Raw genomic sequence first — 13,784 nt, 5'->3', positions numbered from 1 at the left:
TTGCTTATCTCCTTATCGGCTCTCGTTTGCTCCGCTCCAGTAGTTGTTGGAGACCATTGTCTTTGTCTGGCAGGGCGGAGAAAGCGATATCGAGCGCCACACGATCCCAGATGGCGCGACTGTTGACGTGCTTAGGCCTCGGCATGCGGCCGTCAGCAACCATGTCGTCGAATAGTGTCGATCCGACACCGACATAGCGCGCTGCTTCCTGACGAGAGAGGCCGCGGGGTGGGTACGAAAGCGCGTCACTCTTCATAGACGCGGCCTCGAGAACGTCGGTATCGAAACAGCACAACGATATCAAATCCAGGCGGCTGGCTGCTTCGACAAGCCTCGGTCCCGATAAACGGGGCCATATTGCAGTCGGCACAACAAATCCACATCCCGCACCATCCGGTAATGAAGAGATCGTATTGCCCTAGATACGGGATGTTGCGTGGTGCGGAAGCTACCTCGCCGGCTCGTTCGGGAAAGGCGAGTAGCGACGTGCAAATCGGCAGGGTAAGATGCGGCAGAATGTTCCGGTGCAGATTTCGGGGGTTCAAGTCGCTAGAGGGATACCGCCAATACAGTGCTGCTACTGAATTCACTTGCTAAATTGAGTCCCTGCGCCTGTTGGCGGTTCGAATCGCGTGCTGTGCGCCACTTTACGATTTTGCGCGATTTCATACCCTGCCGCGGACGGATGCCGCATCACGCCGCCGACAGCCGCACGTGGAACTTGCTGTCGGTTGCCGAAGATTGTGGCAATCCGGACAGACCCGTCGAAACAGGGTGTAGGCTTTCGCCTCCTGGGTCACAACCGCTGTTTGCAGGGTGGCCATGATCTTCTTGCCGTCGTCGATCGACAGGCCCAGGTGTCCTTCACGCAGACGCTCATCGCTTTTGTCGATCCGGACCTCTCGGCGACAGATGTCGCCGAATTCGTTCGTCCCTTCGATCGAAATCGTCCACTCCATTCCCATCACTACCTCCGAAACCAAAGAGATGGTGATGGCCCAGTCGACGCTAACAAATCGTGGCCGCGCTCACCCCAGAGAAGTTACCGGTCTCCACTGCACTAATGGGCGGTGTAAGCTCCGTCCACCAGATGGTAGCTCCCAGTGATAAAGCTGGCCTGGTCGGACAACAGGAAGCACACAAGAGCCGCTACCTCTTCCGGTTTCCCGCGCCTGCCCATCGGCTGAAGACCCGCCATGCGCCGGCTGGCTAATGCCTCCATTTGCTCCGATAAAAGAGGCGTTTCGATCCAGCCGGGGCCGACGACATTGATCCGGATGCCCATCCTAGCATATTCAATCGCCGCAACCTTGGTTAATCCAACGACCCCGTGTTTCGCTGCCGTGTAAGCGGACGCAGTTGGCAAGCCGACGGAACCGAGAACAGAGGACATGTTCACGATGGCACCTCCGCCTCGATCCAGCATCGCGGCGATTTCGTACTTCATGCTGTAGAAAACGCCATTGAGATTAACGTTTATCAGTTTGTGCCAGTTGTCGAGCGGATAGTCTGCCGTTGCTTTTCGAATGCCGTCGATACCTGCATTGTTTACCGCCATATCCAGTCCGCCGCATTTCTGGACAGTGAACTCGATCAGCTTTTCCACTGCTGCCGCATCCGTGACATCTACCGCAAAGTCGTAGGCCCTGCCTCCTTGCGAGCTTATTTCGGCGGCTGTGCAGCGCGCGGCCTCGGCATCAAGGTCGGCGACAACAATCTCGGCTCCTTCTTGCGCGAGTTGCCGTGAAACAGCCGCACCTATTCCGGAGCCTGCGCCGGTCACAATCGCGACTTTACCATGGAAGTCAGGCTTCATCGGCTCTGTCCTATGCCATTTCTGACATAACCGAACAGAGGCAGACGGTCACCGCAAGAAGTTTCGCTCCAATTCGCTTGTTTAATCCTGTGAATTCATTTTTGCCACCACACAGCGAGACTTGGCCCGCAGGCCTCGGAATGGTAGAGACGAGGGCGGCGGTAGATGACCAGTTTCCTAGCAGGTACAAATGGAAGAACACCACATTGCGCGCCGGGGGCTCGTGCTGGGTAGTCTGGCTCTGATGATCTCCGGATGCACGTCGATTTCATCCGCGTTCGGACCAAGGCGTGGCCTGAATCCTCGTTACCGACGGCAGCATGTGCGGTACGACGGAAACGAGCCGGCCGGAACGATCGTCGTCGATACTTCGCACCGTTTTCTCTATGCCGTCGAGTCTGACGGGTGGGCGACGCGCTACGGCGTTGGCGTCGGCGAGCAGGGACTTTCCTTCAAGGGTACAGCGACCGTCGGCCGCAAGGCGGACTGGCCGTCGTGGACACCCACCGCCAGCATGATGCAGCGCAAGCCGCGCCTGGTGCAGTATGCAGGGGGGGTCCCTGGCGGACCAAACAACCCGCTTGGTGCGCGTGCCCTTTATCTCTATCGAGACGGGCGCGACACCCACTTCCGGATACATGGTACAAACGAGCCATGGACGATAGGCACAGCGGTATCGAACGGGTGCATCCGTATGATAAATGACGACGTCATTGACCTCTACGACCGTACTCCTTTGGGCACGACGGTGGTGGTTGTTTGATGGTGGGCAGGCCTGATCTTCGTTGGATGGTGAACCCTGCCAGCACGTCACCGCAAAGGTGCCGCCGGCAACCGGGTGCCAACTGTGTCATTTCTGCACTAGGCGTTGGTGTAGATCGCAGCTAACTTCGTGGGGCTGCATATCGTTTTAGTTGTGGCGATTCCATAGGCTATTCCGCCCCCGGGGAAAGGATTGCTTGATGAACAGGATATTGATTGCAATGGTTGCTGTGCTCGCCGTTGCCAGCCTGAGCGGCTGCGCGAACGACTGGATCGGCAAAGGAAAGGGTAAGGCTCCGGCACCCGCTCCGGTAGAGCAACCAGTGATTAAGTAAGGACCGGCTTGTATGGGGAAGGGGTGCCAAGCCCTTCCCCATACATACGCAGCCGGGGCTTTGGCCGGCTTCATAGCGGTTGGCGAGCATAGGCCGTTATTAGGTCTGTGCTTTGTGAAGTTCGGGAATGGACGCGGCGATGACGCTTCTAAGTAGCCGTCTCTTGCTTGTGGCGTTGGTGGCCCTCCCGGCAGCGGCATGTCAGACGAAAGACCTGCCGCCCCAGCCGAATTTCGTATCTTATGCCGATGACGGAGCTGCGCCTCAAAAAAAAGACGAGCGGTACTTCATCGAGTTCCGCTCCCGCTACGCCCTAAGCTACGGCCACACCTACGCAGTTTTTGGGCGCCTGGACCGGGCCGGGAGAATGATCGATCCCCAAGTCGCGGGCCTTCACCCGGCTTCGAACAGTGCGGTTCCCTATGTTCTGGGCCATATCGTGCCGGTGCCAGCCGAAACCGGGTGGAGCGACGGTGATCTGGAAGAACCATACAGATCCGCAAGCTGGCAAATCATATTGACCCGGGCCGAATACGACAAAGTCGTTGCCTACATCCGCAAGCTGCAGGCGAGCTCGCATGTCTGGCAGGCGACGGTCTTGAACTGCAACGGCTTCGTGGCGGACATCGCTCATTCCATGGGATATAAGACGCCCGCCATTCAGCTCCGGCCGCAACAATTCATAACCGAGCTTCGGGAGATGAATACATAACCAAGATTCGAGGGATGAATGGGACCGAATGCGATCGGTACTGCCCCTCCGGCTTTCGCGTCTGCGGACTAACTCGGAGAGGATCGCTGCGCCTGAAGGTCGGCCGGTGACGAAATCGAGACGATGGGTGAAGTGGCCATACTCAGGGGCAGCTGCTACAGTCGCGATCGCAGAAAGGGCGCTGGTGACCTGAAGTGAGCATTGCGGCAGCCTCACTTGGCGAGGTCATTTGGGTGATCGGCATCGTTGCTTGGTACGTGATTCGGTATCCCTTCGAGCGCCGGGCAAGGCGCGTGCGAATTGTAACTGGCTACCGCTCACGTTCCGACATCGTCGGGCTTGCATCTGCTCTGTTTGGCCTCGCAATCCTGCCTGCCTTCTATGTTGTCACCGGCATGCCCGCAGCGGCTGACCACCCGGCCAGCGTTTGGGCCGTGGCTCTCGGCACAATCATCTTCTGCTCCGCGCTATGGGTTTTTCGCAGATCCCATAAGGAACTTGGCCGGAACTGGTCGATTACGCTGGAGATTCGCGAACGGCATGAACTCATCTGCGCCGGACCATACGCTTTGGTCCGCCACCCGATGTATACCTCGTTCCTGCTCATGGGCCTCGGCCAGGTCTTTTTGCTGGCGAACTGGATTGCGAGCATATCGGGTTTGATTGGGTTCGCAGTCCTTTTCCTGCTGAGAGTGGACGAGGAAGAGCGTATGATGCTGGAGAATTTCGGCCCGCAATACCGTGCCTATATGGAAAAGACCAAGCGAATAGTCCCTTATCTTTATTAGAGGTACGTTTTATGCGAGGCCGAGCCCTCAAGCTTTCCGCGCCCCGGCGCCTTGTTGGCGATCTGATGAGGTTTTCGATCGGCGTGCCACGGGTCGCGGTGCAGCGTCAGATGAACCTCAGCCCACTCGTAAGGGCTAGAATGGCGCAGCAGACCAGGCCCTCCTGGACCGCGATCTTCCTGAAAGGATATGCGCTTCTTGCCCTAGAGATGCCGGAGCTGCGGCGCGCCTATGTCAAGTTGCCCTGGCCGCAGCTTTATGAGTATCCGGCAAGCGTAGCCTCGATTGCCCACGAGCGCGAATATGATGGCGAGCCGGCCGTTCTGCTGAGCTGCATCAAGTGCCCGGAGCGCTACTCCATCACGGAACTTGAGGGATCCATCCATGCGGCTCGATCACGGCCGATCCTGGAGGTCCCGGAGTTTCGGCGTGCCTTGCGGGTGGCAGGTGCGCCCGCGCCAGTCAGGTGGCTGCTTATGTGGCTAGGGTTGAACATCGCCCGGCAAAGGGCAAATTACTTCGGTACCTTCCAACTGTCGGTCTATTCTGGTCTCGGTGCGGAATCACTCAACCCGCTGACACCACTGACCACGCTTCTGAACTACGGTCCGATCGGCAAAGACGGATCGGTGAATGTCCGCATCCACTACGATCACCGGGTCATGGATGGAGCGAACGTCGCACGAGCACTGGAGAGATTCGAAAAGATCCTGAACGGCACTGTCGCCAATGAAGTGATGCTGCTCGGTCAAGGAGTTTCCGCTCCTGCAAGACAGAGGAACGCGACGTGATTTCGCACTGTGAATACCGGCCAGCTATCGTCGTGATTGGCGGCTCGGGTGGAATTGGCCGGGCGATTGCGAGCGTCGCGGCAAGGGAGCGCGGTGCGGTTGTGCTGGTTGCCCGCTCGCCCGAGGGTTTGGCCGCCGCGGCGTCTGAGGTTAGGGAGGCGGGCGGCGAGGCATTCACGCTCGAGTTGGATCTCGTGGCAGGCGATGCGCCGACGCGCATGGAGGGCTTTCTGTCCACACACGGCCTGGTCTGTGATGTCCTGGTCAACAGCGCCGGCTATGGCCTGCGGGGCGCGACGACGGCGCTGCCTATTGATGATCAACTGGGCATCATCGATCTCAACATACATTCCCTCACAGAACTGACCCTCCATTTTCTGCCGGGAATGGTGGCGCGCCGACGGGGCGGGGTGCTCAATCTCAGTTCCGTGGCCGGGTTCGTTCCCGGGCCTTATATGGCTCTGTACTTCGCCAGCAAAGCTTTCGTGCGCTTCTTCTCAGAGGCGCTTCACCAGGAATTGCGCCGAACCGGTGTGACGGTCACATGCGTTGCACCAGGCCCGGTGTCGACGGAGTTTCTCGCAAGATCAGGCGCCAATCAGACGGCGCTCTTCAACATCTTGCCCAAGGTGGATCCGGAGTATGTGGCCGAACGGGCGTGGCGAGGGTTCAAATCCGGTCGTCGCCTCGTCGTACCGGGAATCTCGGGCAAGTTGGCTGCCCTTGCGGCAGCGCTCCTGCCTTCAGCAGCGCTGCTGCCCCTGGTCGGCCGGCTGCAACGCGGCGGCAATGATCAATGTCCTTGCGGTTCAGGTATGAAGTTCAAGAAATGCTGCGGTACCCGCCAGATTCAGCTACGCCGGGGCCCTCGGGGAATTATCCCCTGAAGGACCAGCACGCCCGCTCGCTATTTCAGAAGTCGCCGATGGTCTTGGCAACGACCAAACGCTTTCCACCTGAACCGTTGCTGCGCTCGTGCATGAAGTCCCTCTCGGCCAGCGAGACAAAAGCCAAACCTTCCAGACCTACCGCCCTCCAAGCGACCGCCTCTCGCCGTGGCCAGCGCTCCTTCATCTACTCGACTCTTCGAGTCACAGGCGGCTCAGCACGGTCACTGCCGACGATGCAGCCTGCCAGCGAATGGAACCGGGTACAGCAGCCCATGTCCGATTCTGATGCCAATAAAGCCATCGTCCGCCGCTATTTCGATATGTTCCGGTGATCTGACCCAGCTCGCCGACATTGTTTCGCAGGACTATGGTGACAAGCTGAATGAACAATCCTCTGGCATCGACGTCATCCGCGGCTATCTCGAGGGCCTAAAGTCCAGCTTTCCCGATTTCACTTGGACCATCGAGCAGATCATCGGCGAGGGCGATCGGGTGGCGGTCATGAATCGCGTCAGCGGCACCCAGGTGAAAATGACTTCGGTGAGATCAAGGCGACCGGCGATCGCGTCGATTTCGCTGCTTTTCAATTCTATCGGATCGCCGACGGAAAGCTCGCCGAGCACTGGGAGGTAGCCGACTTCGCCAAGTTCCAGGAGCAGCTGACCGCCAAGCCGCCAGGGAGTGCCTTCAATGCTTTTCATGCCTTGGCAGTTATCTTAAACTTCCACCGATTGCGCCGCACTTCCTCAGCTACACCAATGCCAGCTTTCCCGTACGCAGTGACCTCGCATGGCCTCAGGGAAGGCGCATGCGGCGCAGCAAAAACCGGAACAGCGACCGAACCCGATTACGGCGCCGGATTCTGGGCGCGTACTGCTTCGCTGAAGCTACGCAGGACCGGGCTCTCGTAAACCGAACTCCGGCTTCGCCACGCTACGCCGGGATTTCGGCCATCCGGCTTCCATCCCTCGCGCAAGCACGCCCTTTCAGGCCGTGACCTGAACGGGCCGTTTCGGCCCGTGCAACCTTTTCTCTTTTGATCCGGGGCTGCCGCCCCCTGCCGTCAAGGCCGGGCGCTATTCGCGTGAAAATCAAAGGCCGTGTGCTCACTCCGCTGTGGGCCGCACCACCCTTTGATTTTCAGCCTTGACCGCATTCCGCCCGCTCATTGGCGCGGGGCCTAGTCCGGTTGCAGCAGCAGCTGCTGCGCAACCGTAAACTAGGAGGAAAAACCAATGAAAGCAGATGTTTATGAGAAGGTGACGGCGAGCATTGTTGCCGAACTGGAACAGGGCCTGCGCCCATGGCTGAAGCCTTGGAACGCGGAGCACGCCGCCGGGCGGATTTCGCCGCCCTTACGTCATAACGGCGTGCCCTATCAGGGAATCAACATCATCATGCTTTGGTCGGTAGCCATGGCGCAGGGCTTTGCCGCGCCGATCTGGATGACCTTCAAACAGGCGCAAGAGATGGGCGCGCATGTCCGCAAGGGCGAGAGGGGCAATCTTGTCGTTTATGCCGACCGTATCCGCAGGACAGAGAAGGACGAAGCGACCGGCGAGGAGCAGGAGCGGGATATCCCGTTTATGAAGGGCTACACCGTCTTTAATGTCGAGCAGATCGAGGGCCTACCGGCGCAATTCTATGCCCCGGCGGAACAGCGCCTCGATCCGGTAGCACGCATCGAGCATGCGGAAACTTTCTTCGCCGCGCTGCGCGCAGATATCCGTCACGGCGGCAATCAGGCCTATTACAGCATGGGCAGCGACCATGTGCAGATGCCGCCGTTCGAGACCTTCCGCAATGCCGAAAGCTATTACGCAGCGCTGGCGCACGAGTGCACGCACTGGACGCGCCACCCCTCGCGGCTGGAGCGGGATTTTGGCCGCAAGCGCTGGGGCGACGAAGGCTACGCGATGGAAGAACTCGTTGCTGAACTTGCTTCGATCTTCCTGTCCGCCGATCTCGACCTGACGCCCGAAACCCGGCCCGACCATGCCGCCTACGGCTCATGGCTGAAGGTGCTTAAGAACGACAAGCGGGCGATCTTCACCGCAGCCAGCCACGCGCAGCGCGCCGCGGATTTTCTTCACGGCTTGCAGGAAGAAGCCGGCTTGCTGGAGGCCGCGGAATGAAGCGGCCCGAGACCATCTGATGTGACCCCACCGTCGCACAAGGTCGGCGATAGCCTTCTGTTTCCTTCTGTCGACCTCAACCATGGTCGAGGATAGAACCTCCTGCCGAGAAGATTTGTTCCTTGGTTCCTTGGAAGGCGGGAATGTTGGTAGAAATTTCTGAGCGGGATCGGATAACTGGCTGGCGCAAAGAGTGCCCTCTCGGGGTTGAACCAGTGGGTTGCCATGACGCTATTCGTGGAGGTCGAACGCGACAAACAGGCCAAAGGCTGGGGCAATCTCTACAATAAGCTCGACCGGCGCGCAGTCACTTTCCACTTGCGGCCCGTCTCGGCGCACCACTGTAATGGTCTCTTTGACGGAGATGATTTGACCGCGACGGGCTTGTAGGATCAGCTCTTCAACAATCTCGTGGGCAGTCACGTTGCTGGGTCGCCCGTTCGTAAGAACGCTCATCCGAGGCCTCCACCTCAGCGATAACCCACGAGCTTGGCCCGCCGGGTCATGACAGGCACCTACGCCCAACTGCCCTTTCCGACCCCAGCGCCGGATCCCGATATGTGCCACGCGAGTCCTTGCTGTTGTTGTCCGGCTGTTTGCGCTTGTCACATGTCAATAGCCACAGCCGCGTGACCGCGATCCTGGTTCATTGAGGTCGAACGGTCCGTAAGAAACGCCCACTCCGAATCGTTCTTCCGCGCGCCTTTAACGAAATAATTGACAGTCCAACCGAAACGGCGCTCCGTCGTTCGACGGGATGGATCTTGGCACTTTTGGTTGATGCCGGGCCTTCGCCGTTACGATAGGGAGGATGCAATGCCGACAGTCATTGGCTACCATAACATCACAAAGGGCGCAAAACACTGGCTCGACTCGCCGAAGCGCAAAGAGCTTTTTGGTCCGCTCGGCGTGACCAACATACGAACATTTGTAGATCCACAAAATCCGACTCGGGTGGCCGTTCTCATGGACGTTCCGGACATGGACGCCATGATGAAAGCTATGCAGAGCAAGGAAGCCGCGGATGCGATGGCCTTCGATGGAGTGGTTCCAGAGTCCTTGGTGATCCTGGTCGAATCGTAAAGGTGATTGCTCCGCTGGCCAAGCTTAGGTTTGGTCAGCGATGGTGCGGTTCCAGTCATTCTGGAAAGCGCCCATTGTTGGCGTAGAGCCCGCTGGCCACTGGCTTCAAGAGCGGGCCCTGCGCGTCAGCGCCGACGTTGGTCTCGGTCGCGCCAAGGTCAGCCGCTACAGCTTGCGCAACCTAATGCCGGCTCAAGTCCGCAAATCAACTATTCCGCGCGTTCACGCTGGACTTCCGCTTGCCACCCCAGCCAGTCGTTATGCTCATTTCGGGCTTGCTCCGGCTCATGTGTTTGAACCAGCGGGACGCGCCATTGACGGAAGTTCGACTATTAGAGCGAGATGATCCGCTTCCCGCGCTGATTGCGGGCGTACATCGTTGCTGCGTGGTTGTTGCATCTGGACTAAGCCCGATTCTGCTCTGCGAGGACACCAACACGATCCGCGCCGTGATGAACCCTCGTTGTCCGCTCAGCAAGCGGTCGCTGCCGATGCAAGCGGTCTTATGGTCCGGTCCCCGCAACGAAACCATTTCGGCTTCGTCGGTGCTCGAATTTTGCATGATTCTATTGCCTGAGCCGATTGGTGCTACACTGGCAAGCCAGTTAACGCGACGGACCTGTGTTCGGTGATATGACCAAAGTAACCGCTTTACCCGACAGAGTGGGTTTCGACGTGGCCGCAGATGAGACCTTGCTTGAGGCGGCTCTCAGATCGGGCGTGCCATTTGCCCACGCATGCGGCGGCAGGGCGAAATGCTCGACATGCCGCGTTTGGGTTCTCGACGGCATTGAGGCTTGCCCGGACCGGAATCCGGACGAAACCCTGATGGCGAACCGGTTGAGATTGGCCGATGAGGTTCGGCTGGCCTGTCAGCTCAGACCGGAAGGCGAGCTTCGCGTCCGACGCCTGGTGCTAGACGAAACCGACATGATGATCACCAGCCAGCTTGGCGCTTCTGCCGCGACGCGTTGCGGCGAAGCAAGGCATGTTGCGGTCTTCTTCAGCGACATTGTAGATTTCACAGCGCTGTCGGAGCGGCTTTCCCCCTACGACGTGATGTATCTGCTCAATCGTTACTTCGCCCAGGTCGGCGACATCATCGAGCAGAATGGCGGTTTCATCGACAAACTGATCGGCGATGGCCTTATGGCAATATTCGGCATCGACGACCAGCCCGACGCTCCGCTCCGCGCCGTGAACGCCGCACTTCAGACCCTCGCCACAGTTGATCGTCTGAAGCCGTTCTTTGCCTCGATGTATGGCATCGATTTCGATATTCGCATCGGCCTCAACTATGGCGAGGCCGTCATCGGCACATTGGGTTTTGCTGGACACAAACGTCTCACGGCCATCGGCGACATTGTAAATCTGGCCAGCCGGGTCGAGGCCGCCAATAAAGATGCCGGTACGCGATTGCTGATATCCGAGGCCCTCCGCGACCAGATCGCCGACAAGGTGGAAATCGGCGACTTCGTCAGGGTACGCCTTCGCGGTACCGGCGAGCGCACAAGCCTGTTCGAAATCGTCAGGCTGAAGCCCGAAATTGACGCCGAGCTGAATGCCAGACGGCCTCGCGAAACCATCCGTCAGGGCGGCAGGAGGTGGATTCGCGCTTTCGCCGAAGACGAGCTTCAGCCCCACGAACGCCGGATTCTCGATTTTGAAGATTACGACATCGTCGTCGTTCGCGGATCCGATAGCTATTGCGCCTTCAACAATGCCTGCCCGCATCTTCATCTGCCGCTCTACGAACGCCGAAGTTCCGCTCAGGCCGAAAAGCTGAAGCTCCCACACATGGAGAGCACGATCACCGCAGATCTTGGCCTGGTCTGCCGCTGGCATCAGAGTTGTTTCGACCTGCTTACCGGCGAAATCAGGGAGTGGGCGAAGTTGGAGCACGATGGTACCAGGGCGGGCCTTGAATATTTGGGTGACATTTCGAAAAACCGCGCAAAGCTGATCGTATATCCCTGCCGAAAGCAGGACGGCTTTGTGTGGATCGGGCTCGAGTGAAAACGGTCCAATATTTCAGTTTTTCCGTCGCGGTCCCATGTCGCCCCTCTCTGAGGGACCTTCACTTTCTCAACTCTTCCGGCATCAACCTGCTGGCGAAATTTGACATCGAGGTGCGCAAGCATCCCGATGTTCGACTCGTCGTGCGTGGAACGCCCGACATACCCTGGCAATCGAAAAATCGAAAATCAATGTCGAACCTGAAGAAGCGAAGAAGCGAAGAAGCGAAGAAGCGAAGAAGCGAAGAAGCGAAGAAGCGAAGAAGCTGCATCCCGCTCTGGACTGACCAGGCCCCGGACTGCGTGAGCTAGCGGCAATCCGGATGGCACATGCCAGTCGGACGGTGCAAGGCGCAAGTGCGCCGCACCGAGCGAGATATGTACGCCAAGATAAGTATTAGCCTGAATATCTCAAAGTGAGGGGTGCATCGGCCCCGAGAATCTGAGAAACTGCTTTTGCAACAAAGAGTCATCAGATCCAAGGACGGGGTCCGATGCACCCCTCACTTTGAGATATTCAGGCTAGCTGGTCGCTTGGGGCGGTGCTTCATTTTACCAGCCGGCTAGCTCTGGCAGATCGTCAAGCCAGCTTTTCTCTGGCATCGAGGCCTCGCCGGCTAGCGGCGCAGCCTCGGAGGCGTTGTGAATGAGCCAGTCCATCCACTTTCGATAAGCGGACGGTGCCAACTCGGGCGGCAGCACCTTGGCCTTGGCCAGCATGCGTTTGCGAAAACTGACTTGCCTGCGCAGTTTGATTGACGTGAACTTGATTGACTTGCCCTGGTATTCAACCGTCCAGCGCCCATCTCCGTGGCTGGTGAGCCTGTCGATGGCGAAATCGGCGTCGACCGGCCTGTCTCGCCAGGGAAGCTCGATGGCATTCTTCCTCAGATTGAGTGCCCATCGCCTGTAACTGGCCCCGGCACGCCGGGGCGGCAGCACGCCAGCCTGTTCGAGTATCTTCCTGCGGAAGGCAGGCTGCTTCTTGAGCTGGCCGGTCGACAGCTCGATGCGATGCTCACGGAATTCGACGTGCCAGCGGATCCTGCCATTGCCGAAATACTTCACCAACCTGTCTATGACGAACTCGTCATCGGAAAGCATCACGCACCCCTGCTTGATACTTTCGAAAATGTACTGGCTATCGGTGGGCATGACGCGCCTCGTGCAGGACCTTTCAGAAGCTCAGAGCTGCAAAAAATCAAGGGCCAATTTCTCCACCGGCGCGCGGCGTTGACAGTGCGGCCTGTCACATGGGTTAGTGTCCTCTGTCCGAGGACAAAGGACAGAAGCGATTACTATGATGAAGAGCCAGGATGTTGTCGTTCTGCTCAAGTTGGTGAGCTTGGAGGACGACGAGCAAAATATCGGTCATCAGCCGGCGCGGCAAGGGCTCGTGGGGGGAGAGGATCCTTATTCCGTCCGGGGCCTTGAGGCGGCGCTTGGGATCAGCAAGACCGAAGTCAGCGCCTCAATCAAGCGCAGTCTCGCATCTGGTATCGCGATCAAGGACAGGAAGACCGGTCGACCCAAGCCGAACCGGCGACAGCTGCGCGAATTCATCGTTCATGGCCTGAAATTCGTCTTTCCTGCAAAGCCGGGCACAATGCAACGCGGTCTACCTACGGCCTTTGCGGCACCTGTTCTTCGCAATTCCCTGCAAAGCGCCGGCAGCCTCATCAGCGTCTGGCCTTATGCTCGCGGTCAGGAAATGGGCCAGTCGGTCGAACCGCTCTTCAAAAGCGTGCCGGACGCTGCCGAGAAGGACGAGCGTCTCTACGCCTATCTCGCGCTCGTTGACGCCGTGCGTCTTGGCAATCAGCGCGAGGCCAATCTGGCCGCCAACTTGCTGGCAGAGAGGTTGGGATGACGGTCCAGGTTCAGCTGAAGACGGTCGCCGTTGCGATCGGCGACGAGCTTCGGGCGCGCCTGGTCTTTGTCGGCTGAGCCCTGCTTGTCGCTGCCAGCACCGATGGCGCGGCAGCAGCGACCCGTTCGGCCTGGCGCGACAGCTGGAGGGAGGCGAAGCAATTTTCGACATTTCCGTCAGATAGTGATTGAGGAGTGTCGCAAGGGCGGCCAGCTACTAACGCGAGCTCGCAGCTCATCGAATACATCGGCCTGCCCGCACTTGGCGTGCTCCCGGTGCCCCTGTCCCGGATGGTCGCACCATACGCCGAAAATCGCTCATCTCCAGCGGGGATCGGATGGCACCGTCATGATCATACCGGTTACGAACATGCTGGAGCGGCTGAACCAGGAGATCAAGCGGCGCACCCTGGTCGTTCGCATCTTCCCAACCCGCGGAGTTGTCTGCGGCTGGTTCGGGCGCTGGCGGTCGAGATCCACGAGAACTGGCTCGAGGCGACCCGCTACCTCAACATGGATCATCTGCGCGAGCACAAGAAGGAGAGCCTGAGGGCCCTGGCCGCCTGAGCACCGTCATGTGTCCGCCGC

General features: G+C 58.8%; 18 protein-coding genes and 2 pseudogenes. 14 read left to right on the top strand and 6 right to left on the bottom strand.

Annotated features, from left to right (window positions below; translation table 11 throughout):
- Positions 1–4: 4 nt before the first annotated feature.
- The 3 genes from NKI72_RS24840 to NKI72_RS24830 all read right to left on the bottom strand — a co-directional run bounded on the left by NKI72_RS24840 (position 5) and on the right by NKI72_RS24830 (position 1,816).
- Positions 5–256, bottom strand: coding sequence for a hypothetical protein (locus NKI72_RS24840; protein ID WP_352594772.1), 252 nt, complete (start codon positions 254–256; stop codon positions 5–7).
- Positions 257–665: 409 nt separating this feature from the next.
- The gene (locus tag NKI72_RS24835) at positions 666–965 is read right to left on the bottom strand and encodes a hypothetical protein (protein WP_352817872.1); all 300 of its coding nucleotides are present in this window, start codon (positions 963–965) and stop codon (positions 666–668) included.
- A gap of 95 nt (positions 966–1,060) precedes the next feature.
- Complete coding sequence (locus tag NKI72_RS24830) at positions 1,061–1,816, bottom strand: SDR family NAD(P)-dependent oxidoreductase (RefSeq protein WP_352503877.1); 756 nt, start codon at positions 1,814–1,816, stop codon at positions 1,061–1,063.
- Between the two features lie 190 nt (positions 1,817–2,006).
- Here NKI72_RS24830 and NKI72_RS24825 point away from each other — a divergent pair, with 190 nt between their 5' ends.
- The 6 genes from NKI72_RS24825 (at position 2,007) to NKI72_RS24800 (ending at position 6,091) form a co-directional block, all read left to right on the top strand.
- Entirely contained in the window at positions 2,007–2,579 is a 573-nt protein-coding gene (locus NKI72_RS24825) for a L,D-transpeptidase (protein ID WP_352503876.1), read from the top strand.
- 199 nt (positions 2,580–2,778) lie between these two features.
- Positions 2,779–2,913 (top strand): ABC transporter, encoded by a 135-nt coding sequence (locus NKI72_RS24820; protein ID WP_352503875.1) that lies wholly within the window; start codon positions 2,779–2,781, stop codon positions 2,911–2,913.
- 139 nt (positions 2,914–3,052) lie between these two features.
- On the top strand, positions 3,053–3,625 hold the full coding sequence (locus NKI72_RS24815) for a hypothetical protein (protein WP_352851085.1): 573 nt from the start codon (positions 3,053–3,055) through the stop codon (positions 3,623–3,625).
- Positions 3,626–3,825: 200 nt separating this feature from the next.
- Complete coding sequence (locus NKI72_RS24810) at positions 3,826–4,413, top strand: protein-S-isoprenylcysteine O-methyltransferase (RefSeq protein ID WP_352851084.1); 588 nt, start codon at positions 3,826–3,828, stop codon at positions 4,411–4,413.
- Between the two features lie 11 nt (positions 4,414–4,424).
- Positions 4,425–5,204, top strand: a complete 780-nt coding sequence (locus NKI72_RS24805; protein WP_352539231.1) for a hypothetical protein — start codon at positions 4,425–4,427, stop codon at positions 5,202–5,204.
- Positions 5,204–6,091: an SDR family NAD(P)-dependent oxidoreductase gene (locus tag NKI72_RS24800; protein ID WP_502893803.1), complete on the top strand. Its 888-nt coding sequence runs from the start codon at positions 5,204–5,206 to the stop codon at positions 6,089–6,091. Before NKI72_RS24805 ends, NKI72_RS24800 begins: the two co-directional genes overlap by 1 nt.
- Before the next feature lie 25 nt (positions 6,092–6,116).
- Here the strand turns inward: NKI72_RS24800 and NKI72_RS24795 are convergent, their stop codons facing one another.
- Positions 6,117–6,278, bottom strand: coding sequence for a hypothetical protein (locus NKI72_RS24795; RefSeq protein ID WP_352851074.1), 162 nt, complete (start codon positions 6,276–6,278; stop codon positions 6,117–6,119).
- Positions 6,279–6,379: 101 nt separating this feature from the next.
- On the opposite strand from NKI72_RS24795, the gene NKI72_RS24790 reads away from it, so the two are divergent.
- The 3 genes from NKI72_RS24790 (at position 6,380) to NKI72_RS24780 (ending at position 8,229) form a co-directional block, all read left to right on the top strand.
- Positions 6,380–6,727, top strand: coding sequence for an ester cyclase (locus NKI72_RS24790; protein ID WP_352539228.1), 348 nt, complete (start codon positions 6,380–6,382; stop codon positions 6,725–6,727).
- Positions 6,640–7,005: an ester cyclase gene (locus tag NKI72_RS24785; RefSeq protein WP_352851083.1), complete on the top strand. Its 366-nt coding sequence runs from the start codon at positions 6,640–6,642 to the stop codon at positions 7,003–7,005. Before NKI72_RS24790 ends, NKI72_RS24785 begins: the two co-directional genes overlap by 88 nt.
- A gap of 324 nt (positions 7,006–7,329) precedes the next feature.
- Positions 7,330–8,229 (top strand): ArdC family protein, encoded by a 900-nt coding sequence (locus tag NKI72_RS24780; RefSeq protein ID WP_352851073.1) that lies wholly within the window; start codon positions 7,330–7,332, stop codon positions 8,227–8,229.
- A gap of 231 nt (positions 8,230–8,460) precedes the next feature.
- On the opposite strand, the gene NKI72_RS24775 is transcribed toward NKI72_RS24780, so the two are convergent.
- Positions 8,461–8,685 carry a hypothetical protein gene (locus NKI72_RS24775; protein ID WP_352817865.1) on the bottom strand — a complete coding sequence of 75 codons (225 nt, stop codon included), beginning with the start codon at positions 8,683–8,685 and terminating at the stop codon, positions 8,461–8,463.
- A 360-nt stretch (positions 8,686–9,045) separates the two neighbouring features.
- Between NKI72_RS24775 and NKI72_RS24770 the strand changes: the two genes are divergently transcribed.
- The 3 genes and pseudogenes from NKI72_RS24770 to NKI72_RS35495 all read left to right on the top strand — a co-directional run.
- A complete protein-coding gene (locus NKI72_RS24770) occupies positions 9,046–9,312 on the top strand; it encodes a hypothetical protein (protein WP_352539226.1) in 267 nt (88 codons plus the stop codon).
- Positions 9,313–9,945: 633 nt separating this feature from the next.
- Positions 9,946–11,328, top strand: a complete 1,383-nt coding sequence (locus NKI72_RS24765; RefSeq protein ID WP_352539225.1) for an adenylate/guanylate cyclase domain-containing protein — start codon at positions 9,946–9,948, stop codon at positions 11,326–11,328.
- A gap of 50 nt (positions 11,329–11,378) precedes the next feature.
- Positions 11,379–11,537: pseudogene (locus NKI72_RS35495) on the top strand (slr1659 superfamily regulator); the annotation flags it as partial.
- 342 nt (positions 11,538–11,879) lie between these two features.
- Here NKI72_RS35495 and NKI72_RS24755 read toward each other — a convergent pair.
- A complete protein-coding gene (locus NKI72_RS24755) occupies positions 11,880–12,482 on the bottom strand; it encodes a hypothetical protein (protein ID WP_352767462.1) in 603 nt (200 codons plus the stop codon).
- Between the two features lie 148 nt (positions 12,483–12,630).
- Here NKI72_RS24755 and NKI72_RS24750 point away from each other — a divergent pair, with 148 nt between their 5' ends.
- Together NKI72_RS24750 and NKI72_RS24745 are read left to right on the top strand one after the other, a co-directional pair.
- A complete protein-coding gene (locus NKI72_RS24750) occupies positions 12,631–13,197 on the top strand; it encodes a hypothetical protein (RefSeq protein WP_352851081.1) in 567 nt (188 codons plus the stop codon).
- 363 nt (positions 13,198–13,560) lie between these two features.
- A pseudogene (locus tag NKI72_RS24745) lies at positions 13,561–13,763 on the top strand (transposase); the annotation flags it as partial.
- Positions 13,764–13,784 lie beyond the last annotated feature (21 nt).

It is taken from the genome of Mesorhizobium sp. M0437 (assembly GCF_040321335.1).
GTDB lineage: Bacteria > Pseudomonadota > Alphaproteobacteria > Rhizobiales > Rhizobiaceae > Mesorhizobium.
This window is presented reverse-complemented; position numbering and strand designations above follow the sequence as displayed.